This window comes from Streptomyces sp. NPDC058284, from assembly GCF_042881135.1.
GTDB lineage: Bacteria > Actinomycetota > Actinomycetes > Streptomycetales > Streptomycetaceae > Streptomyces.
The window spans coordinates 304,794-323,712 of record NZ_JBHVYE010000003.1; the positions used below are offsets into that span (position 1 = coordinate 304,794).

General features: G+C 71.3%; 18 protein-coding genes and 1 pseudogene. 9 read left to right on the plus strand and 10 right to left on the minus strand.

The genetic code is table 11. The annotated features are described in order from the left end of the window. Window positions 1–10: 10 nt before the first annotated feature. The 5 genes from ACFVYR_RS07375 to mce all read right to left on the minus strand — a co-directional run bounded on the left by ACFVYR_RS07375 (window position 11) and on the right by mce (window position 7,614). On the minus strand, window positions 11–781 hold the full coding sequence (locus ACFVYR_RS07375) for an ABC transporter permease (RefSeq protein WP_384248891.1): 771 nt from the start codon (window positions 779–781) through the stop codon (window positions 11–13). 3 nt (window positions 782–784) lie between these two features. Then, window positions 785–1,795 (minus strand): ABC transporter ATP-binding protein, encoded by a 1,011-nt coding sequence (locus tag ACFVYR_RS07380; RefSeq protein ID WP_384248888.1) that lies wholly within the window; start codon window positions 1,793–1,795, stop codon window positions 785–787. A 78-nt stretch (window positions 1,796–1,873) separates the two neighbouring features. Then, window positions 1,874–2,809: a cellulose-binding protein gene (locus ACFVYR_RS07385; protein WP_384248886.1), complete on the minus strand. Its 936-nt coding sequence runs from the start codon at window positions 2,807–2,809 to the stop codon at window positions 1,874–1,876. A 183-nt stretch (window positions 2,810–2,992) separates the two neighbouring features. Further along, complete coding sequence (gene scy / locus ACFVYR_RS07390; protein ID WP_384248883.1) at window positions 2,993–6,964, minus strand: polarized growth protein Scy; 3,972 nt, start codon at window positions 6,962–6,964, stop codon at window positions 2,993–2,995. 209 nt (window positions 6,965–7,173) lie between these two features. Continuing rightward, complete coding sequence (mce, locus tag ACFVYR_RS07395; RefSeq protein WP_384248881.1) at window positions 7,174–7,614, minus strand: methylmalonyl-CoA epimerase; 441 nt, start codon at window positions 7,612–7,614, stop codon at window positions 7,174–7,176. 138 nt (window positions 7,615–7,752) lie between these two features. Between mce and ACFVYR_RS07400 the strand changes: the two genes are divergently transcribed. Both ACFVYR_RS07400 and meaB read left to right on the plus strand, forming a co-directional pair. Then, window positions 7,753–8,955, plus strand: a complete 1,203-nt coding sequence (locus ACFVYR_RS07400) for an acetyl-CoA C-acetyltransferase (protein ID WP_384248879.1) — start codon at window positions 7,753–7,755, stop codon at window positions 8,953–8,955. Window positions 8,956–9,007: 52 nt separating this feature from the next. Further along, window positions 9,008–9,964: a methylmalonyl Co-A mutase-associated GTPase MeaB gene (gene meaB, locus ACFVYR_RS07405; RefSeq protein ID WP_384248876.1), complete on the plus strand. Its 957-nt coding sequence runs from the start codon at window positions 9,008–9,010 to the stop codon at window positions 9,962–9,964. A 60-nt stretch (window positions 9,965–10,024) separates the two neighbouring features. Here the strand turns inward: meaB and ACFVYR_RS07410 are convergent, their stop codons facing one another. Further along, the gene (locus tag ACFVYR_RS07410; protein ID WP_384248874.1) at window positions 10,025–10,675 is read right to left on the minus strand and encodes a PepSY domain-containing protein; all 651 of its coding nucleotides are present in this window, start codon (window positions 10,673–10,675) and stop codon (window positions 10,025–10,027) included. A 150-nt stretch (window positions 10,676–10,825) separates the two neighbouring features. Between ACFVYR_RS07410 and ACFVYR_RS07415 the strand changes: the two genes are divergently transcribed. Continuing rightward, window positions 10,826–11,509 (plus strand): response regulator transcription factor, encoded by a 684-nt coding sequence (locus tag ACFVYR_RS07415; protein WP_384248872.1) that lies wholly within the window; start codon window positions 10,826–10,828, stop codon window positions 11,507–11,509. Continuing rightward, the gene (locus ACFVYR_RS07420; protein ID WP_384248869.1) at window positions 11,506–13,008 is read left to right on the plus strand and encodes a sensor histidine kinase; all 1,503 of its coding nucleotides are present in this window, start codon (window positions 11,506–11,508) and stop codon (window positions 13,006–13,008) included. Before ACFVYR_RS07415 ends, ACFVYR_RS07420 begins: the two co-directional genes overlap by 4 nt. A gap of 31 nt (window positions 13,009–13,039) precedes the next feature. Here the strand turns inward: ACFVYR_RS07420 and ACFVYR_RS07425 are convergent, their stop codons facing one another. From ACFVYR_RS07425 to ACFVYR_RS07440, 4 genes are all read right to left on the minus strand, one after another. After that, window positions 13,040–13,516: a MarR family winged helix-turn-helix transcriptional regulator gene (locus ACFVYR_RS07425; RefSeq protein ID WP_384248866.1), complete on the minus strand. Its 477-nt coding sequence runs from the start codon at window positions 13,514–13,516 to the stop codon at window positions 13,040–13,042. Between the two features lie 118 nt (window positions 13,517–13,634). After that, complete coding sequence (locus ACFVYR_RS07430) at window positions 13,635–14,390, minus strand: AIM24 family protein (protein ID WP_384249539.1); 756 nt, start codon at window positions 14,388–14,390, stop codon at window positions 13,635–13,637. Between the two features lie 47 nt (window positions 14,391–14,437). Continuing rightward, window positions 14,438–15,088, minus strand: coding sequence for an AIM24 family protein (locus tag ACFVYR_RS07435; RefSeq protein WP_384248864.1), 651 nt, complete (start codon window positions 15,086–15,088; stop codon window positions 14,438–14,440). 1 nt (window position 15,089) lies between these two features. After that, entirely contained in the window at window positions 15,090–15,728 is a 639-nt protein-coding gene (locus ACFVYR_RS07440) for an AIM24 family protein (RefSeq protein ID WP_384248861.1), read from the minus strand. Window positions 15,729–15,892: 164 nt separating this feature from the next. On the opposite strand from ACFVYR_RS07440, the gene ACFVYR_RS07445 reads away from it, so the two are divergent. From ACFVYR_RS07445 to ACFVYR_RS07465, 5 genes and pseudogenes are all read left to right on the plus strand, one after another. Further along, window positions 15,893–16,243 carry a DUF3817 domain-containing protein gene (locus ACFVYR_RS07445; RefSeq protein ID WP_384248857.1) on the plus strand — a complete coding sequence of 117 codons (351 nt, stop codon included), beginning with the start codon at window positions 15,893–15,895 and terminating at the stop codon, window positions 16,241–16,243. Continuing rightward, window positions 16,240–16,533, plus strand: coding sequence for an MTH1187 family thiamine-binding protein (locus ACFVYR_RS07450; protein WP_384248854.1), 294 nt, complete (start codon window positions 16,240–16,242; stop codon window positions 16,531–16,533). The genes ACFVYR_RS07445 and ACFVYR_RS07450 overlap by 4 nt, the downstream gene beginning before the upstream one ends. A gap of 219 nt (window positions 16,534–16,752) precedes the next feature. Beyond that, a pseudogene (locus tag ACFVYR_RS07455) lies at window positions 16,753–17,493 on the plus strand (hypothetical protein). Window positions 17,494–17,522: 29 nt separating this feature from the next. Further along, window positions 17,523–18,179, plus strand: a complete 657-nt coding sequence (locus ACFVYR_RS07460) for a DUF4166 domain-containing protein (RefSeq protein ID WP_384249537.1) — start codon at window positions 17,523–17,525, stop codon at window positions 18,177–18,179. Then, window positions 18,176–18,829, plus strand: coding sequence for a TetR/AcrR family transcriptional regulator (locus tag ACFVYR_RS07465; RefSeq protein WP_384248851.1), 654 nt, complete (start codon window positions 18,176–18,178; stop codon window positions 18,827–18,829). Before ACFVYR_RS07460 ends, ACFVYR_RS07465 begins: the two co-directional genes overlap by 4 nt. Window positions 18,830–18,919 lie beyond the last annotated feature (90 nt).

Genomic DNA, 18,919 nt, shown 5'->3' on the forward strand with positions numbered 1-18,919 from the left:
ACCGCTACCGCTACGCGTCCCGCTTCTTCAGGAGTACGTACCCACCGAGCAGCGCCGCCACCACCCACACCACCATGATCCCGAGGCCGCCCCACGGCCCGTACGGGGTGTCGTCGTCGAACGGCGACTTGACCTGCATGATCCTGCTGCCGGCCTGGTCGGGCAGGAAGCGGCCGATCTTCTTCGTCGCCGATACGTTGCCGAGGATGCTGGAGATCAGGAAGAAGAACGGCATCAGGATGCCGAGGGAGAGCATCGGGCTGCGCAGCATCGCCGCGACGCCCATGGAGAACATCGCGATGAGCGCCATGTAGAGCGCGCCGCCGATCACCGCGCGCAGCACGCCGGGGTCACCGATCTGGGCCCGGTACTGGCCGAGCATCGCCTGCCCCACGAAGAAGGTGAGGAAGCTGGTGGCCAGGCCCACGACGAACGCCAGCAGGGTCGCGACGGCGATCTTGCCGAACAGGAACGTGGCGCGCTGCGGGACCGCCGCGAGCGACGTGCGGATCATGCCGGTGCTGTACTCGTTGGAGACGACGAGGACGCCGAAGACGATCATCGCGAGCTGGCCGAGGGACATCCCGGCGAAGCTGATGTAGGTCGGGTCGAACGTCAGCCTGTCCTTGGCGTCCAGGCTGTCGTAGTCGTTCTTGGACAGGATGCTGATCACCATGCCGAGCGCGACCGTGACGACGAGCGCGAGGCCGAGCGTCCAGACGGTCGACGAGACCGAGCGGATCTTGGTCCACTCCGATCTCAGTACCTGCGTCGCGGCCATCGCTCAACGTCCCTTCCGCCGCTGCCAGCCCTCGCCCCAGCCGGTGCTCGTCGGCTGGGTGGTGTCCGCCGGCGGGACGGCGGACGCCGGGGGGCCTGCGCGTTCGTGGTCGGCGTGCGCGTGGTACTCCACGGACTCCGCGGTGAGCTGCATGAAGGCTTCCTCCAACGAGGCCTGCTGGGGGCTCAGTTCGTGGAGGACGAGCTGATGGCTCGCGGCCAGCTCGCCGAGCCGCTCGGCGGCGGCCCCGTCCACTTCGAGGGCGCCGTCACCCGCCTCGACGGCGGTGACGCCCGCCTCGTGCAGCACGTCGAGGAGGCGTTCGCGCTGCGGGGAGCGCAGTCTGACGTACGACCGGGAGTTCTGCCGGATGAAGTCGGACATCGACAGATCGGCGAGGAGGCGGCCCTGGCCGATGACCACGAGGTGGTCGGTGGTGAGTGCCATCTCGCTCATCAGGTGCGAGGAGACGAAGACCGTACGGCCCTGCGCGGCAAGGGACTTCATCAGGTTGCGGATCCAGTGGATGCCCTCGGGGTCGAGGCCGTTGACCGGCTCGTCGAACATCAGGATCTCGGGGTCGCCGAGCAGGGCGCCCGCGATGCCCAGGCGCTGGCCCATGCCGAGCGAGAAGCCCTTGGCCTTCTTCTTGGCGACGGCGCTCAGGCCGACCGTGTCGAGGACCTCGGTGACGCGCCCGCGCGGGATGCCGTTGCTCTGCGCGAGGCAGAGCAGGTGGTTGAAGGCGCTGCGGCCGCCGTGCATCGCCTTGGCGTCCAGCAGGGCGCCGATGTACTTGAGCGGGTCCTTCAGCCGGGAGTAGTGCCTGCCGTCGATGCGGACGTCGCCGGCCGAGGGGTTGTCGAGCCCGAGCAGCATGCGCATGGTCGTGGACTTCCCCGCGCCGTTCGGACCGAGGAAGCCGGTGACCATGCCGGGGCGCACGGTGAAGGTGAGGTTGTTGACGGCCACCTTCTCGCCGTACCGCTTGGTCAGCCCCTCGAGCTCGATCATGCGGCAACGCTAAAACGGGACGAAGCCCCCTGCCACTGGAGAGCAGGGGGCTCTGGCGCCGGGTCCGCCAAGATCTCCTCAGCGGGTCTGCTGCGCGGGAACCCCCCGGGAGGCCGGCTCGTCGTCGGCGGGCGTGCCCGCCGCGGCCACCGCCGCGCCCGTGAGCGTCGCCAGCATCTCCCGCACGTTGGTGAGCTGCGCGTTGATGGAGTCGCGCCGGTTCGTCAGGGCGGCGAGCTCACGCTCGGACTCCGAACGGATCCGGTCCGCCTTGGCGTTCGCGTCGGCCACGATGTCCTCGGCCTGGCGCTGAGCGGTCTCGACGGTCTGACGGGCGCGACGCTCGGCGTCGGTCCGCAGCTTCTCCGCCTCGAGACGCAGCTGCTCCGCGCGGTGCTCGATCTCCGCGAGGCGCTTCTCCGCCTTGGCCTGACGCGATGCCAGGTCGCGCTCGGACTGCTCGCGGCGCTTGGCGAGGTTCGTCTCGAAGTCCGCGGCGGCCTGGGCGGCCTTGGCGCGGGTCTCCTCGAAGAGGGCGTCCGCCTCCTCGCGCTTGGACTGCGCGTCCTTCTGGGCCTCGGCACGCAGGGCGTTCGCCTCGCCCTTGGCCTTCTCGACGATCCGGACGCCCTCGTCCTCGGCCTTGGCCTTGCGCTCGGTGGCGAACGACTCGGCGTCGTTGCGCACCTGCTGGGCCGCGGACTCGGCGAGCTCACGGTGCTGCTCGGCCGCGCGCCGGGCCTCCTCGCGCAGGTCCTTCGCCTCCTCCTCGGCGAGGCGGAGGATCTTCTCGACGCGGGCACCGAGACCGGCGTACGACGGCTCGGCGTCGGCGACCTGGGCCTGGGCGTTCTGCGTCTCGAGGTGGAGCTCCTCGATGCGCTTTTCCAGAGCAGTGATACGGGCAAGAGCACTGTCACGGTCGGAGACGAGCTTGGAGATACGTTCGTCCACCTGAGCGCGGTCGTACCCACGCCGCACAAGCTCGAAGCCGTAGGGGGAAGTGTCGCTCATGGGGTTCCTGTCGAATGAGACCGGTGAGGTGATAGAGGGAATCCTAGGGGTCCGAGCGGCGTGTCATCGAGCGGATGCCCGTTTGATCTGGAGAATGACACCCCTTTTGAGTGGCTAACCGCCAGAGCACTTGCCAGCAACAGAGCCAAAGGTCCTTTCAGAGCACGAGAGATGCTCTTTTGACTACCCCTCCGACTGCTTGCCACTCGAACGAGTCGATCCCGCCGCCGCACCGGCCTTGACGCCGCCCGCGCCGGAGCCGCCGCCGGACCCGGTCTTCGCCCCGCTCGACGGGGCCTCGAAAGACTCCAACGCCTCCAGCACGTCCTGGACACGGGAGATCTCCGCATTGATGTCCGCGCGGCGCCGGACCAGGACCTCCAGCTCCCGCTTCCCCTCCTCGACCATCCGCGTGGCCTCCGCCTCCGCATCGGCCTTGATCCGCTCGGCCTCGCTCTTCAGCGCGGCCGTCTTCGTGCCGGTCTCCTTCAGGAGCGCCTCGGCCTTCTTCACGGCGGCGATCCGGACCTTGCCTGCCTCCGAATCGGCGTCCGAGACCAGCTTCTTGGCCTTCGCCTCGGCCTCGGCGAGCTGCTCCTCGGCGGCCTTGACCAGCGCGTCGCACCGCTCGCCCGCCGACTTCATCGCCTCGGCGGACTCGCGCCGGGCGCGCTCGTGCAGCTCCTCGATCTCGGCGGTGACGCGGTCGCGCTGCTCCTCGGAGCGCTCCCTTATGGCGGTCGCGTCGCGGCGGGCGCCGACCAGCAGCTCGTCCGCGTCCGTACGGGACTTCTCCACCAGGGAGTTGCCCTGGACCCTCGCCTCGGCGATCAGGCGCTCGGCCTCCTTGCGGGCCGCGCCCACCATCGTGTCGGCCTGCGCCTCGGCGTCCGTGGTCGCCTTGAGCGCCTTCTCCTGGGCGTCGGCGGTCAGCTTCTCGGCCTCCGCCGCGGCCTCCGTGATGAGCTTGTCGACCTGCTCGGCGGCTTCCTGACGGCGCTTGTTGGCGGCCTGCCGCGCCTCGTCGAGGGTCCGCTCGGCCTCATCGCGCGCCTCGGACGTGAGCCGCTCGGCCTCCTGGGCCGCGTCCGCCTTGACGCGCTCGGACTCGGTGCGGATCCGCTCGGCGTGCTGCTGCGCGGAGTTGACGGTCTCTGCGGCCTCGGCACGGAGCCGCTCCGCGTCGCCCGAGGCGTCCGAGATGAGCTTCTCGGCCTTCGCCACGGACTCCGCGCGCAGCCGCTCGGCCTCGGCGGTGGTCTCCGCGGTGAGCCGCTCGGCCGCCGCGGTCGACTCGGCGCGCAGCCGCTCGGCCTGCTCGGCGGCCTCCGTGCGGACCCGCTCGGCCTCCGCGACCGTGTCGTTCTGCAGCTTCTCGGCCTCGCTGCGGGCCTCGCCGATCAGCGTGTCGGCCTGGGCCGCCGCGTCGTTGCGGATGCGGTTGGCGTCCTCGCGGGCGTCGGCACGCGTACGGGACGCGTCCTGCTCGGCCTGCGCGATGGTGTCCGACGCCTCCGTACGCACCCGCTGGGCGTGCTCCGAGGCGTCCGAGCGCATCCGTTCGGCCTCCGCGATGGCCTCCGAAACCGTGCGCTCCGCAAGGGACTTCGCGGCCTCGGCGGCCTCCGCCGCCTCCCGCCGGGTGCGGTTGGCGTCCTCGGTGGCGCGCTCCCGCTCGGCGTAGGCGTCCGTGCGGACGCGGTCGGCCTCCTCCTGCGCCTCCGTCCGCGTGCGCTCCGCGGCGTGCTCGGCGGCCGAGCGCAGGCCCGTGACCTCTTCCTGCGCCGCCTCGTGCAGGCCGGCCACGGAGTCGCGTACGGACTGGGCGTGCTGCTCGGCGGCCGATACCAGCTCGCTCGCGCGGCTGTCGGCCTCCTCGACGAGGCGGACCGCCTCTGCCTGCGCCTCCTCGACGCGCTTGCGGGCGGACGCGAGGAGTTCCTCGCTCTGCTCGCGGGCGCGCTCGCGCTCCTGGTCGGCCTCCGCGCGCGCGGAGGTCAGGGTCTCCTCGGCCTCGCGGCGCCGGCGCGCGGCCTCCTCCTGGGCGGCGGCCAGCGCCTCGGCGGCCTCCGCGGCGACCCGCTCGGCGGCGGCGGCGGCCTCCGCGCGGACGCGGTCGGCGGACTCCTGCGCCTCGGTCTTGAGCCGCTCGGCCTCCGCGGCGGCGTCCGAACGCAGGCGTACGGCGATGTTCTCGCCCTCCGCGCGGGCCTGGGACGCGTCGGCGGCGGCCTCGTCGCGCAGCCGCTCCGCCTCGCTCTCGGCCTGCGCCTGCAGCGTGCGGATCCGCTCGGCGGACTCCGTACGCAACCGGTCCGTCTCGTCCGCGGCCTCCTTGCGCATGCGTTCGGCCTCGGCGCGGGCGTCGGTCAGTGCCTGCTCGGCGGTGGCGAGGCGTTCCTCGGCCTCCGTGTGCAGCCGCGTCAGCTCGGCGGCGGCCTCCTCCCGGCGGGCCGCTATGGCCTGCTCGGTCTCCTCGCGCAGCGCCCGCGCGGCCTCCTCGGCCTCGGCCTTCGTGGTCTCGGCCTGCTCGGCGGCCTCCTCGCGGTGCCGCTCGGCCTCCGCGCGGGTGCGCTCCAGGGTCTCCTCGGCCTGCGTACGCAGCGTCGTGGCACGCTCGACGGCCTCGGCGCGGACCCGCTCGCTCTCGCTGGTCGCCGCCGTCCGCAGCTCGTCCGCGTCGGCCTTCGCCTTGGCGAGCAGCTCCTCGGCGGACTTGGCCGCCTCCTCGATCTGCTGGACCGCCTCGCGCCGCGCCTCGCCCCGGATGCGCTCGCCCTCGGCGACCGCATCGGCCCGCAGCTGCTCGGCCTCGCCGCGCAGCCTGCGCGCCTCCTCCTGCAGCTCGACGGTCTTGGCGCGGTACTCCTTGGTGTCGTCCTTCGCCGCGCCCTTGAGCTCCTCGGCGATGTCGTGCGCCTCCGCGCGCAGCCGGTCCGCCTCGGCCTCCGCCTCGGAACGGATCCGCTCGGCCTGCTCGGTGGCGGCCTTCGTGGTCTCCGCGGCGTCCTTGGACGCCTTGTCGAGGACTTCCTCGGCGGTCCGCGCGGCCTTCGCGAGCTGGCCCGCGGTCTCCTCGGCGGTGATCGTACGGGCCTTCTCGGCGGCGTCCGCGATCAGCTTCTCGGCCTCGGCGCGGGCGTCGGCGACCAGCTGCTCGGCCTCGGACCTGGTGGACTCGGCCTCCTTGGTGGCCTCGCCGACCAGCCGGGCGACCTGCTCCTTGGCCGTCCGCGTGCGCTGTTCGTTGGCCGCCTCCGCGGCCGAGAGCTGCTTGGCCGCGGAGTCCTTGGCCTCGGCGAGCACCTTCTCCGCCTCGGCGCGCGCCTCGCGCAGCGCCGCCTCGGCCTCGCTCATGCGCTGCTCGGCGGTCCTGCTCGCCTCGGCGGCCTGCCGGCGCGCCTGCTCGGACTCGGCCGCCGTGGTCGAGCGCAGCTGCTCGGCGTGGTCGGTGGCCTCCTGGGCCTGCGTGGACGCGGCGTTCAGCAGGCGCTCGGCGTCCGTGCGGGCGCGCCGCAGGATCGCCTCTGCCTCGGTGCGGGCGGCCTCCGCGGCGTCGGCAAGGCGCCGGCGGGCCTCCTCGGCGACGCGGGCGGCCTCGGCGCGGGCGGCGGCCAGGGACTGGTCGGCCTCGGCGCGCGACTCGTCCAGAAGACGGCGGGCCTGCTGTTCGGTACGGGCCCTGAGCTGCTCGGCCCAGGCCACGTTCTCGTTGACGTGCGACTCGACGGTCCTGCGCCGCTCGGCCAGCTCCTGGTCGAGCTGCTGGCGGCGCGAGACGGCCTCGGCGTGCAGCTCGGACTGCAGGCGCGCCTGCTGCTCGGCGTGCTCCTGGAGGATGCGCTGGGTCTGGGCGCGGCTGTCGCGCAGCTCGCGCTCGGCGTCGGCGCGCAGCTGTTCCGCCTGGATCTGGGCGTTGCGGAGCAACTGCTCGGCCTGGTACCCGATGTCCGCGCTGTCGTAGGCAGGCCGGGACGCGAGGTTGCGGCGCGCCTCGTGCAGCTTGGCGCGCAACACCTCGACCTGGTAGCCGAGGTCCTCGGCGTGCTGGACGGCCTTCTCCCGCTCGGTCTTCAGCCGGTCCATCTCGGCCTCGAACCGCGACAGACTGTCGGTCTCAGCCCGCGAGTTCTCTTGGCGTTCGTAGCCCCGCACTGCGCGGTCCCATCCGTCCCCTGGTCGCAAGTCTCTCCAACAGGCCCCGTCCATCCGCCGAACGTGGCCCCCGGGGGAATGGTGTCAGATCAACAGCGGAGCATGAGCTGCTGCCCCGACGCTCGTCCCCCGAAACCCGGACCCCGGCACGTGGCCGCCCGCAACTTCGGACGGCCGCCCCTCACCCTACCGGCCCAGATATACGGAGGTCAGTGCTCCAGTGACTCGGAAGGTGCCGAAGTGACAAGTTCGGTGAGAACGCCGTGGCAGTCCTTCGGGTGCAGGAAGGTGATGCGCGAGCCCATGGAGCCGGTCCGGGGCTCGTCGTAGAGCACGCGTACGCCCTTGCCCCGGATGGCCGCGGCGTCGCCGTCCACGTCCGCCGTGCCGAAGGCGATGTGGTGGACGCCCTCACCGTTCTTGGCCAGCCACTTGCCGACCGCGGAGTCGTCGCGGGTCGGTTCGAGGAGCTGGAGGTAGGAGGCGCCGCCGTCGTCGGTCCCGTTGATTTTGAGCATGGCCTCGCGCACGCCCTGCTCGTCGTTGACCTCGGTGTGGGACACCTCGAATCCGTACGTCGCGCGGTAGAACTCGACGGTCTTGTCGAGGTCGAAACAGGCGATCCCGATGTGATCGATTCGCGTCAGCATGGTTCAAGTGCAGCGCTTCATGCAGTGATTACGCAACGTGCGCGCGATCACACCCGCCGCCCGATGACGCCGGGGGTACTGCTCAGTACATTCAGATAAACCCTCGTTAACTCCTCTCCTCCCAAGGGGTCGTCGCAGATGGCAGGAACGACCGGCACCACCTCAGTGATCGTCTCGGGCGCACGGACGCCCATGGGCCGCCTCCTCGGCTCGCTGAAGTCCTTCTCGGGTGCGGACCTGGGGGGCTTCGCGATCAAGGCCGCGCTGGAGCGCGCGGGCATCGGAGGCGACCAGGTCCAGTACGTGATCATGGGCCAGGTGCTCCAGGCCGGGGCAGGGCAGATCCCGGCGCGCCAGGCCGCCGTCAAGGCGGGCATCCCCATGAACGTTCCCGCACTCACCGTGAACAAGGTCTGTCTCTCGGGCCTCGACGCCATCGCCCTCGCCGACCAGCTGATCCGCGCGGGCGAGTTCGACATCGTGGTGGCCGGCGGCCAGGAGTCGATGACCAACGCCCCGCACCTGCTCCCCAAGTCGCGCGAGGGCCACAAGTACGGCGCGATCGAGATGCTCGACTCCATGGCGTACGACGGCCTGACCGACTCCTTCGACGGCGTCGCGATGGGCGAGTCCACGGAGAAGCACAACACCCGTCTCGGCATCGGCCGCGCCGAGCAGGACGAGGTGGCCGCCCTCTCCCACCAGCGCGCCGCCGCCGCACAGAAGAACGCCCTGTTCGAGGCCGAGATCACCCCGATCGAGATCCCGCAGCGCAAGGGCGACCCGGTCCTCTTCTCCCAGGACGAGGGCATCCGCCCCGAGACCACCGCGGACTCGCTCGGCAAGCTGCGCCCCGCCTTCACCAAGGACGGCACGATCACCGCGGGCACGTCCTCGCAGATCTCCGACGGCGCGGCCGCGGTCGTGGTCATGTCCAAGGCCAAGGCCCAGGAGCTCGGCCTGGCCTGGATCGCGGAGATCGGGGCCCACGGCAATGTGGCGGGCCCGGACAACTCGCTCCAGTCGCAGCCCTCGAACGCGATCATGCACGCCCTGAAGAAGGAGGGCCTGCAGGTCGCGGACCTCGATCTGATCGAGATCAACGAGGCCTTCGCCGCCGTCGCGGTGCAGTCAATGAAGGACCTCGGGGTGTCCTCGGAAAAGGTGAACGTCAACGGCGGGGCCATTGCCCTGGGTCACCCGATCGGGATGTCCGGCGCGCGTGTCGTGCTCCACCTCGCCCTGGAACTGCGGCGGCGCGGCGGCGGCGTGGGCGCGGCCGCGCTGTGCGGTGGCGGTGGTCAGGGCGACGCCCTGATCGTCAAGGTGGCCAAGGCCTGACCCGTACGTCGGTCCTCTCCCGTACGTCGGTAGGCAAGTGAACGGAGCTGTGATGCAGGACGTCCCCTCCCTGGTGGCGCAAGCTCGCGAGGGCAGGCCGCGGGCCGTGGCCCGGCTGATCTCACTGGTCGAGGGGGCGTCACCGCAACTGCGGGAAGTGATGGCCGCGCTGGCGCCGCTGGCCGGCCACGCGTACGTCGTCGGCCTCACCGGATCGCCAGGTGTCGGCAAATCGACATCGACGTCCGCGCTCGTGAGCGCCTACCGCAAGACCGGCAAGCGGGTCGGCGTGCTCGCCGTCGACCCCTCCTCGCCCTTCTCCGGCGGCGCGCTCCTCGGCGACCGGGTGCGGATGTCGGACCATGCGTCCGACCCCGGCGTCTACATCCGCTCCATGGCCACCCGCGGCCACCTCGGCGGGCTCGCCTGGGCCGCGCCGCAGGCCATCCGTGTCCTCGACGCCGCGGGCTGCGACGTGATCCTCGTCGAGACCGTCGGCGTCGGCCAGTCCGAGGTGGAGATCGCCTCGCAGGCGGACACCTCGGTCGTGCTCCTCGCCCCCGGCATGGGCGACGGCATCCAGGCGGCGAAGGCCGGAATCCTGGAGATCGGTGACGTGTACGTCGTCAACAAGGCGGACCGCGACGGCGCCGACGCGACCGCCCGCGAGCTGAACCACATGCTGGGCCTCGGCGAGTCCCGCGGGCCCGGCGACTGGCGCCCGCCCATCGTCAAGACGGTCGCGGCGCGCGGCGAGGGCGTCGACGAGGTCGTCGAGGCGCTGGAGAAGCACCGGGCGTGGATGGAGGAGCGGGGGGTCCTCGGCGAGCGCCGGGTCGCCCGCGCCTCCCACGAGGTCGAGACGATCGCCGTCACGGCCCTGCGCGAGCGCATCGGCTCGCTCCACGGCGACCTGCGGCTGTCCGCGCTCGCGGAGCGAATCGTGGCGGGCGAGCTGGACCCGTACACGGCCGCGGACGAACTGGTCGAGGGGCTCACAGAGGGCTAGGGCATACGGGAACGGCCCGGACCTGAGGTCCGGGCCGTGGTGCTGCGAGGGTGTTCCGTATCAGTCGTCGGAGCCGTCGTCGTTGTCGTCCTGGTCGTCCTGGTCGTCCGAGTGGTCCGCGGTGACCTTGCCCGTCCTCAGGTGGACGTTGTACTCGGACTCGGCGCCCTTCGCGCCGGTCGTCTCCACGTTCCAGGCGGTCGCCGTGCCGTCGTCGTCCAGGTCCACGGAGGTCACCGTGCCCTTGTCGGCGCCGGCCTTCGCGGCGTCCACGGCGCTGACGGAGGCGCCCTTCAGGGCGGAGTTCAGCCGGGCCGCGTCGGCGGCGTCGTCACCGTCGTCGTTCTCCGTCCAGGAGCCCAGGACCTTGCCGGTGCCCGGGTCGACCTCGACGCTGTGCCACGTCCTGCCGTTCAGAATGTCGACATCCCAGACCAGGCCGCCGTCCTCGTCGTCGAGCTCGGCGGAGACAGCGGTGCCCTTGGTGTCCGCGAGGGCCGCCTTGATGGCGTCGGCGGCGGTCACCTCGGCGGCCTTCGCCTCGGCGCGGTCGTCGTCCCCGTCGCCGCCCTGGCGGTCGTGGTCCTTCAGCTGGACGCTCGACTTGCTCGCGGCGCCGTCGTCGTCACCGCCGAGCGCGAAGGCCGTGGCGGTGCCGCCGCCGATCAGGGCCGCGGCGGCGACGGTGGCGATGACGATGTTGCGCTTCATGAGGGTCCTCCCGAGGAAGTGGGCGGTGCGGGCGGCGGCCCGGGGCCGCCGCCGTTCGCTTTCGACGAGGACCAATCTGGCGGAGCGATCCTGAACGCACGCTGAAGCCGCCTGAAGAACTCTTCAGGTTCGCTCTGCCACCCTGAGCGCATGCGTTTGCTGATCGTCGAGGACGAGAAAAGGCTGGCCCTGTCGCTCGCCAAGGGCCTGACCGCCGAGGGCTACGCCGTCGACGTCGTCCACGACGGTGTCGACGGACTGCACCGGGCGAGCGAGGGCACGTACGACCTGGTGATCCTCGACATCATGCTGCCCGGCATGAACGGCTACTGCGTCTGCTCCACGCTGCGCGCGGCGGGCCACGACGTGCCGATCCTGATGCTCACGGCCAAGGACGGCGAGTACGACGAGGCCGAGGGCCTCGACACCGGCGCGGACGACTACCTCACCAAGCCCTTCTCGTACGTCGTCCTGGTCGCCCGCGTGAAGGCGCTGCTGCGCCGCCGCGGCAACGCGGGCCCCTCCCCGGTCCACATCATCGGCGACCTGAAGATCGACACGGCCGCGCGCCGCGTCTTCCGCGGCGAGGGCGAGGGGGCCGGGGAGAGCGAAGTCGTGCTCACGGCAAAGGAGTTCGCGGTTCTGGAGCAGCTGGTCCTGCGCGCCGGTGAGGTCGTCTCCAAGGGCGACATCCTGGAGCACGTCTGGGACTTCGCGTACGAGGGCGACCCCAACATCGTCGAGGTGTACGTGAGCACGCTGCGGCGCAAGCTCGGCGCGGCCCTCATCAAGACCGTGCGCGGCGCCGGATACCGCCTCGAGGCCCCGCGATGAGGAGGCTCTTCGGATCGGTGCGGGCCAGGGCCACGCTCGGCGCGAGCCTGGTCGTCGCCCTCGCCCTGGTCGCCGCGGGCGCCGCCGTGCTGCTCTCGCTGCGGGCCAACCTCACCGACCAGGCCGAGTCCCGGGCCGACTCCGCCGCCCGCAAGGTCGCCTCCCAGCTCGCCTCGGGCCGTCCTTACGCCGACCTCGACCTGCCGGACGACGAGGAGGAGCCCGTCCAGGTCGTCGACGAGGACAACAGGCTCGTCGCCGCGAGCGACGACTTGGAGAAGATCAGCGGTACCGGCGTGAACGCGGTCGAGCCCGGCCGCGCGGCTCCCGGCGGGGCTGCTGAGGGCGGTGAGAAGGGGGAGACAGGTGACAAGGGGGAGACGGGTGCCAAGGGGAAGACGGACGAGAGGGACGGGACGGGTGAGGCCGATGACGAGGACCCCGAGCCCGGCGACATCGAGGATGAGACCAGGTTCACCGACGGCACCGCCACCGTCGACGGCGAGAGCTCCGACTTCCGCTTCGCCGCCGTCGAGGTGAGCACGGAGACCAAGGGCGACCTGACGGTCTACGCGGGCGGCTCCCTGGCCAGCCGCGAGAGCGCGGTCTCCACGGCGCTGACGACCATGCTGATCGGCTTCCCGCTGCTCCTCGCGGTCGTCGCCGGTGTCACCTGGCTTGTGACGCGGCGCGCGCTGCGCCCGGTGGGCGCGATCACCGCCGAGATGTCCGCGATCACCGCCTCGGAGGATCTGGCGCGCCGGGTGCCCGAGCCGGACACGCACGACGAGATCGCCTGGCTCGCCCGCACCACGAACGAGACGCTCACCGCCCTGCAGACCTCGGTGGAGCGCCAGCGCCGCTTCGTGGCGGACGCCTCGCACGAGCTGCGCAGCCCCATCGCCTCGCTGCGCACCCAGCTCGAAGTGGGCGCGGCCCACCCGGAGCTGCTGGACGTGGACGGCGCCGTCGAGGACACCGTGCGGCTCCAGGAGCTCGCCGCGGACCTGCTCCTGCTGGCCAGGCTCGACGCGGGGGAGAAGCCGGGCAGCGCCCCCGTCGACCTTGCGGCCCTCGTCCGCGAAGAGCTCCCACAGCGCATCCGGGACCGCTTCGACGTGCACATGGATCTGAAGAGCGTCGACGTGGCGGGCTCCCGCGGCCAGCTGGCCCGGGTGCTCGGCAATCTCCTGAACAACGCCCAGCGGCACGCCCGCTCCCGCGTCACGGTCACCACCCGGCGCGAGGGTGCCTGGGCGGTCCTCGAGGTGTCCGACGACGGAAGCGGCGTGCCGGAGGGCGAACGCGAGCGGATCTTCGAACGCTTCGTACGTCTCGACGACGCCCGGACCCGCGACGAGGGCGGGGCCGGTCTCGGCCTCGCCATCGCGCGGGATGTCGCGGTGCGCCACGGCGGCACGCTCACGGTGCGGGAGGCACCGTCCGGTGGTGCGCTCTTCGAACTCCGGCTGCCCGGCCCTCAGTCGTCGGCGAAGTGAGGGGCGTCGCGGCCGGCCGCGGTGGAGTGGGTCAGGGCTTGCCGCGCTGGGAGCGCAGATGCTCCGCGATCGGGGCCAGGGCGCTGCGCAGATCGTCGAGGGCCTCGGCGGAGATGAGGTCGACGAAGTGCCGCCGCACGGAGGCGACGTGGTGCGGAGCCACCTTCTGCATGGTCTCCATGCCCTCCTCGGTGAGTACGGTGTAGAGGCCGCGCCGATCGGACTCGCAGTTCTCGCGACGCACCAGGCCCGCGTTCTCCATGCGGGTGATCTGGTGGGAGAGGCGACTCTTGGACTGCAGGGTGGCGGCGGCAAGATCGCTCATACGCATCCGCAGCTCTTCCGATTCGGAGAGATACACGAGAATGTCGTAGTCGTTCATGGTCAGGTTGAACGGCTGAAGGTCCTTTTCGAGCTGATATGTCAGCATCCGGTTGACCTCCACGTGGGTGCGCCAGGCGCACTGTTCCTCGTCGGTCAGCCACTGCGGGGCCGTCTCGGTCTCCATGGAATCGATTCTACCTAAGAAGTTGAAAGGTGAACGAATGGTGGGTTGTGACACACCTCGCAACCCCTGCCTCTCGGAGGGGCACAGGCGTTCGCCGTCACACTCCGCAGACTACCGCTCACAGCCCGAAGCGACGCTGGAGGTCCCCCAGTTGTCCGGGAAGGCGCGGTGTGCCGGACTGGGGGACCGGTTGCCCCGGAGCGGCCCGTCCGCCCGGCACGCCCGCCTGGTTCGGCACCTCTCCCGCGGCCCGCTCGGGCATCAGCGCCTCCGAGGACTGGAGCAGCACCGTGCCGGCGCCCACGAACTCGAACTGGTGCTCCTCCCCGGAGGTGCCGCCGATGCCGGTCAGTGCTCGCACGCCTCCGATCACGCCCGTGAGGTATCCGTGGTCGTAGTGGTGACATGGTGAAGGGCAGTCGGCCCACCCCACGAGCGCCTGTGGATCGACGCGGACGGGGGGCTCCATGAAGACCACCGGGCCGTTCGAGGCGGCGACGAACTTGCCCGTGCCGATGAGCGTCAGAAAGCCCGGAACGATCGACTGCTTCAACGCGAGAGTTGGCTGAAAAGCGAGGAGGTTGCCGGAGCGAATGGTCAGGTTGCCCTCTTCCAAGTCATACGAATTCACGTCGAAGGCCCGGTCGGCGAGGAGCATCTTGCCCTGGCCGTCCGCCACCACCCAGTCGCTTGCGTGCAGCGGCGAATGGAAACTGGTCCGGACCAGGCGGTCGAGCCGACCGTGCCCGATGCCGTTGAACTCCATCCGCCCGTAGTAGGCGATCATCTTCCCCTTCTGCAGGAACCACTGGCTTCCCTTGAGCTCCACGCAGAAGGTGTACGGATTGACGTTGTCGTCGCTCGGCAGCGTCATGGGGTCGAAGACGGCGGGGGCTCCCGCGGGGGTCGAGACGTTGGGGTTCACAGCTTGTCCTCCGAAGCCTGGACGTACACCGCGCCGCTCCCCGAAAGCTCCAGCTGGAAGGCCTCTCCGGAGCCGCGGCCCACCATGTCGCGCCAGCCGAGCGCCGTGGAGAGCTTGTTGCGCACGTCGCCGTGGTGCGCGACATACGCCTGCGGGTCGACGTGCACCGGGCGCTGCGGGGTGATCGGCACCTCGATGACGCCGCCGTGCGCCATGACGGCGACCGCGCCGTGGCCCTTCAGGGTGGTCGTGAACAGGCCCTGGCCGCTGACCTGGCCGCGCACCATGCCCATGACGCCGCCCTGCGAGCCCATGAACATCGTGCCCTGCTGGAGCGTGCCGTCGAAGGCGAGCAGCCGGTCGGCCTCGACGTACAGCGTGTCTCCGGAGAGGCCGATCACCTGGATGTGGTGGCCGCCGTGCCCGAAGAGGACCGTGCCGCTGCCCTCGACCGTCATCAGGGGAGTGGCCTCACCGGCGACGCGGCGGCCGATCATGGAGGCGAGTCCGCCCTGGCCGCCCTGGATGTTCGGGGTGAAGGAGACGTCGCCCTTGTAGGCGAGCATGGCGCCGCGCTGGCTGAAGATCTTGGCGCCGGGCTGCAGCGTGGCCTCGATCATCTTCGAGTTGATCTCTCGGAACGGCATCTCAGACGTCCCCCGCGATCGTGGTGCGCTCACTGGGCTGGACGTAGACGAGGCCGTCGCCCTCGAAGCGGATCTGGAAGGCCTCGCCGCCGCCCTCGCCCATGAAGGTGCGCAGGGTGGCGCCCGACTGGAAGCTCTGGCGGACGTCCCCCTGGTGCGCGATGTACGCCCCCGGGTCCACCGTCAACGGATACTGCTGGGAGACGCGCAGCACCACCGCGGGCCCGTCGGAGACGATCGCCGCCTGCCCGGTGCCCTCGACGGTCGTCGTGAACAGCCCGTTCCCCTGGGTCGCGCCGCGCAGGCCGGTGAAGGTGGTGCCGGTGCGCAGACCGGCGTCGGTGCAGAGCAGATTGCTCGCCTCGACATGGAGCTTCTCGCCCTGCAGCCGCACCAGGTTGATCTCCGTCGCGCGGTCGGCGAACCAGCAGGTGCCGTGCCCCTTCACCTCCATCACCGTCATCTGCTCGCCGGTGACGCGGCGGGTCACCATCCCGCGTATCCCCTCGCCGCCGCCGGTCATCTTCTTGAAGGCCATCTGGCCGTCATAGGCGACCATCGAGCCGTTCTTCGCCTTCACGGCGTCGCCGGTCATGTCGACGGCGAGCACCCTGCTGCCCTGGAGCCGGAATGTAGCCACGAATCGACGGTAGCCGTGGCGTACCCGTCCAGAACAGGGTGAAGGGCCCTGAGCGAACCCCGAGAAGACCCCGATGTCACAATGGGGGTCGCTTGTGCGTCCGTTCACAAGATCGGCGCGACCGAGCCCGCCCCTCCCGCCGCCCCACCCACCGAAGGTGACCCGTGGACATCAAGACCGCCTCCGCCCTCCGCCGCCTCCGCCTGGTCTCCGTGCCCGAGGGCATCTCCTGGATCGTGCTGTTGGTCTGCACGATCATCAAGTACACGGTCGCCGAGGGCTTCAACGTCGCCCCGGTGCTCGGGCCGATCCACGGCGTGCTGTTCATCCTGTACGTGATCTTCTGGCTCGACGCCTGGAACCGTACGAAGTGGGACGCGAAGACGGGTGCCCTGTACTTCGCGTTCTCGATCATCCCCGGCGGCGGGTTCATGGCGGAGCGCAAGCTGAAGCGTGCGGCCGAGGCCGCGGTGATCGCCTCGCGCGCCCGCCAGGAAGGGATCGTGAACGCATGATCATCGCCTTCTCCGTGACCCCGCTGGGCGTCGGTGAGGATGTCGGCGAGTACGTCGCCGACGCGGTGCGCGTCGTCCGTGAGTCGGGCCTTCCCAACCGGACCGACGCCATGTTCACGTCCATCGAGGGCGAGTGGGACGAGGTCATGGACGTCGTCAAGCGCGCCGTCGCCGCGGTCGAGGCGCGGGCGCCGCGCGTCTCCGTCGTCATGAAGGCGGACATCCGCCCCGGAGTGGCGGACGGCCTCACCTCCAAGGTCGACACGGTGGAGCGCCACCTCTCCGCGTAAGCGGCCGTCTCGGCTCCCGAGAAGTCCGCGAGAAGTCCCCGAGACGTCCCCGAGACGTCCCCGGAAAGCCCCCGCCCTTCGGGCGGGGGCTTTTCTGTGCGCTCACCTCTGCGCTCACCCGCGCGCTCCCTCACCTTGAGCGACCGCTCAAATCCCTGTACCGTCCACTTTGAGCAGTCGCTCAATACGCTCAAGACATCACTGACGTGGGGGTTCGCCGTGAGTCTGTACATCGAGGCACGGATACGGGCCGATCTCGACGCCCTCTGGGCGCACACCCAGGAGCCCGGCCATCACCAACGCTGGGACCTGCGGTTCACCGAGATCGACTACCTGCCGAGCCGGGACGGGGAGTCCCAGCACTTCCGGTACGCCACGCGCGTGCTGCCCTTCCTGACCGTCGCGGGCACCGGCGTCTCCGCGGGCGAGCGGCGGCGCCCCGACGGCACCAGGACCTCCGCCCTGCGCTTCTCCTCCCCGCACCCGCTCTCCCTCCTGGAGGAGGGCAGCGGCTACTGGCGCTACGTACCTGCGCCGGACGGCGACGGCATCCGCTTCCTCACCGGCTACGACTAGCGGCCGCGTTGGGGCCGCTTCGGCACAATCGTCGACCGGATGCTCTTCCGCCCCCTGATGGGCTGGGCGACCGCCTGGTCCTTCGACCGCCTGCGGCTCTGGCTGGAGCGCGGCATCACCCCCGAACGCGCCCTGCGCAACGCGCTCGCCGACACCGCCGCCCGCGTCCTCTGCGTCGTGGCCGCGATCCTCCTAGCCCCCCTGACCGCCATCGCCGTGTCCGCCCTGATGCTGTTCCTGCCGCCCCTGCCCACCACCCCGGCGGCCCGCCGCTGCCTGCGCACCCCACCGGCACGCGCCCGTACCCCACGCATCCTCACGACCCTCGCCCCGGCCACCCTCACGCCGGCCACCCTCACCCCGACCGAGGAGCAGCCCTCGTGAAGCAGCACGCGTCGATCTTCCGCACCGCGATGGGCGCCGACTTCGAGCGGCTGCACCCGCAGCTCCGGCGCCGCTTCTCCGTCGGCCTCGCCAGCGGCGAGGCCTGCACGGGGCGGGGCGTGATGGACCGCATCTGGCACGGCGGGCGCTTCGTGCGCCCCTTCCTCGCCCTCGGCGGCACCCGCAACATCCTCGTCCCGCGCCAGGGCCGCGACGTCCCCTTCGTCATCGAGAACGTGCCGTACGCCGACACGTACGGCCGTGAGACGGTGACCTTCGTGCGCACCTTCGACCTGCCTGGCGGCCCTCGCCGCTTCGACGCCCAGATGGTCCTCGGCCCCCGGGGCGACCGCGTGCTCGACTACCTCGGCACGCACCAGCACCTCGCCAGCGACCTCCACTTCCGCGCCGAGCCCGACGGCTCGCTGCTCATCCGCTCCGGGGCGCACCGTTTCCGGGAGGGGCCGGTCGACTGCCGGGTGCCCGCACTGATCGGCGGCGACGCGGAGGTGCGCGAGTCCTACGACGACGCGACGGGGCGCTTCCGCATCCGGGTGCGGGTCACCAATCGCCGCTTCGGGCCGCTCTTCGGGTACGAGGGGTCCTTCACGGCGACGTACACCGACGTCCGTACGTGCGGGGTGCGCCCAGGGCTCCGTCCGGTACGCGAGGAGGCCCGCGCGTGAGCGCCGCCAAGGATCAGGACAAGAGCCGGGAGACCCGCACCAAGCTCCTCGACGGCGCGCTGCGGACGCTCACGGAGCAGGGCATCGCCAAGGCGTCGGCGCGGAACATCGCGACGGCCGCGGGGGTCAACCAGGCGCTGGTCTTCTACCACTTCGGCTCCGTCGACGACCTGCTCGCGGCGGCCTGCAGGCACGGTACGGAGCAGCGGGTCTCCCGCTACCGGGAGCGGCTCGCGGAGGTCGGCTCCCTCTCCGAACTGCTCGCCTTCGGCCGCGAGATGCACGTGGAGGAGCGCGAGGCGGGGCATGTCGCGGTCCTCGGCCAGCTCCTCGCCGGCGCGCAGACGCAGCCGAGGCTCGCGGCGGCGACGGCGGCGGGCCTCGCGCTCTGGATCGAGGAGATCGAGAAGGTCCTGATCCGGGTCCTGGCCGCGTCGCCGCTCGGCGAGTTCGTCGACGCGGTGGGACTCGCGCGGGCGGTGGGGGCGTCCTTCGTGGGCATGGAGCTGTACGAGGGAGTCGACCCGGCGGGTACGGAGCGGGCCCTCGACTCCCTGGAGCAGTTGTCCGTCCTGGTGACGGCGGTCGAGGAACTGGGGCCGCTGGCGCAGCGGGCGGTCCGGCACGGGTTGCGCAGGGCGCGGGGCTGAGAGCCTGTGTCATATCCCCGGCTCTGAGGCCCGTCCGCGTCGCGGGGCGCCGGGGCGAGTCCCGCTCGCCCACCCGTTTGCCCCGCGACG

Bases quoted from the DNA above. Each gene is read 5' to 3' on its own strand.
- ACFVYR_RS07435 (WP_384248864.1), bottom strand. From the start codon at position 15,088: ATGCCGTTCCGAGAGATCAACTCGAAGATGATCGAGGCCACGCTGCAG.
- meaB (WP_384248876.1), top strand. From the start codon at position 9,008: ATGCAGGACGTCCCCTCCCTGGTGGCGCAAGCTCGCGAGGGCAGGCCG.
- ACFVYR_RS07375 (WP_384248891.1), bottom strand. From the start codon at position 781: ATGGCCGCGACGCAGGTACTGAGATCGGAGTGGACCAAGATCCGCTCG.
- ACFVYR_RS07430 (WP_384249539.1), bottom strand. From the start codon at position 14,390: ATGACGCTGCCGAGCGACGACAACGTCAATCCGTACACCTTCTGCGTG.
- ACFVYR_RS07400 (WP_384248879.1), top strand. From the start codon at position 7,753: ATGGCAGGAACGACCGGCACCACCTCAGTGATCGTCTCGGGCGCACGG.
- ACFVYR_RS07380 (WP_384248888.1), bottom strand. From the start codon at position 1,795: ATGATCGAGCTCGAGGGGCTGACCAAGCGGTACGGCGAGAAGGTGGCC.
- ACFVYR_RS07410 (WP_384248874.1), bottom strand. From the start codon at position 10,675: ATGAAGCGCAACATCGTCATCGCCACCGTCGCCGCCGCGGCCCTGATC.
- ACFVYR_RS07415 (WP_384248872.1), top strand. From the start codon at position 10,826: ATGCGTTTGCTGATCGTCGAGGACGAGAAAAGGCTGGCCCTGTCGCTC.
- ACFVYR_RS07450 (WP_384248854.1), top strand. From the start codon at position 16,240: ATGATCATCGCCTTCTCCGTGACCCCGCTGGGCGTCGGTGAGGATGTC.
- mce (WP_384248881.1), bottom strand. From the start codon at position 7,614: ATGCTGACGCGAATCGATCACATCGGGATCGCCTGTTTCGACCTCGAC.
- ACFVYR_RS07385 (WP_384248886.1), bottom strand. From the start codon at position 2,809: ATGAGCGACACTTCCCCCTACGGCTTCGAGCTTGTGCGGCGTGGGTAC.
- ACFVYR_RS07420 (WP_384248869.1), top strand. From the start codon at position 11,506: ATGAGGAGGCTCTTCGGATCGGTGCGGGCCAGGGCCACGCTCGGCGCG.
- ACFVYR_RS07425 (WP_384248866.1), bottom strand. From the start codon at position 13,516: ATGGAGACCGAGACGGCCCCGCAGTGGCTGACCGACGAGGAACAGTGC.
- ACFVYR_RS07460 (WP_384249537.1), top strand. From the start codon at position 17,523: ATGGGCGCCGACTTCGAGCGGCTGCACCCGCAGCTCCGGCGCCGCTTC.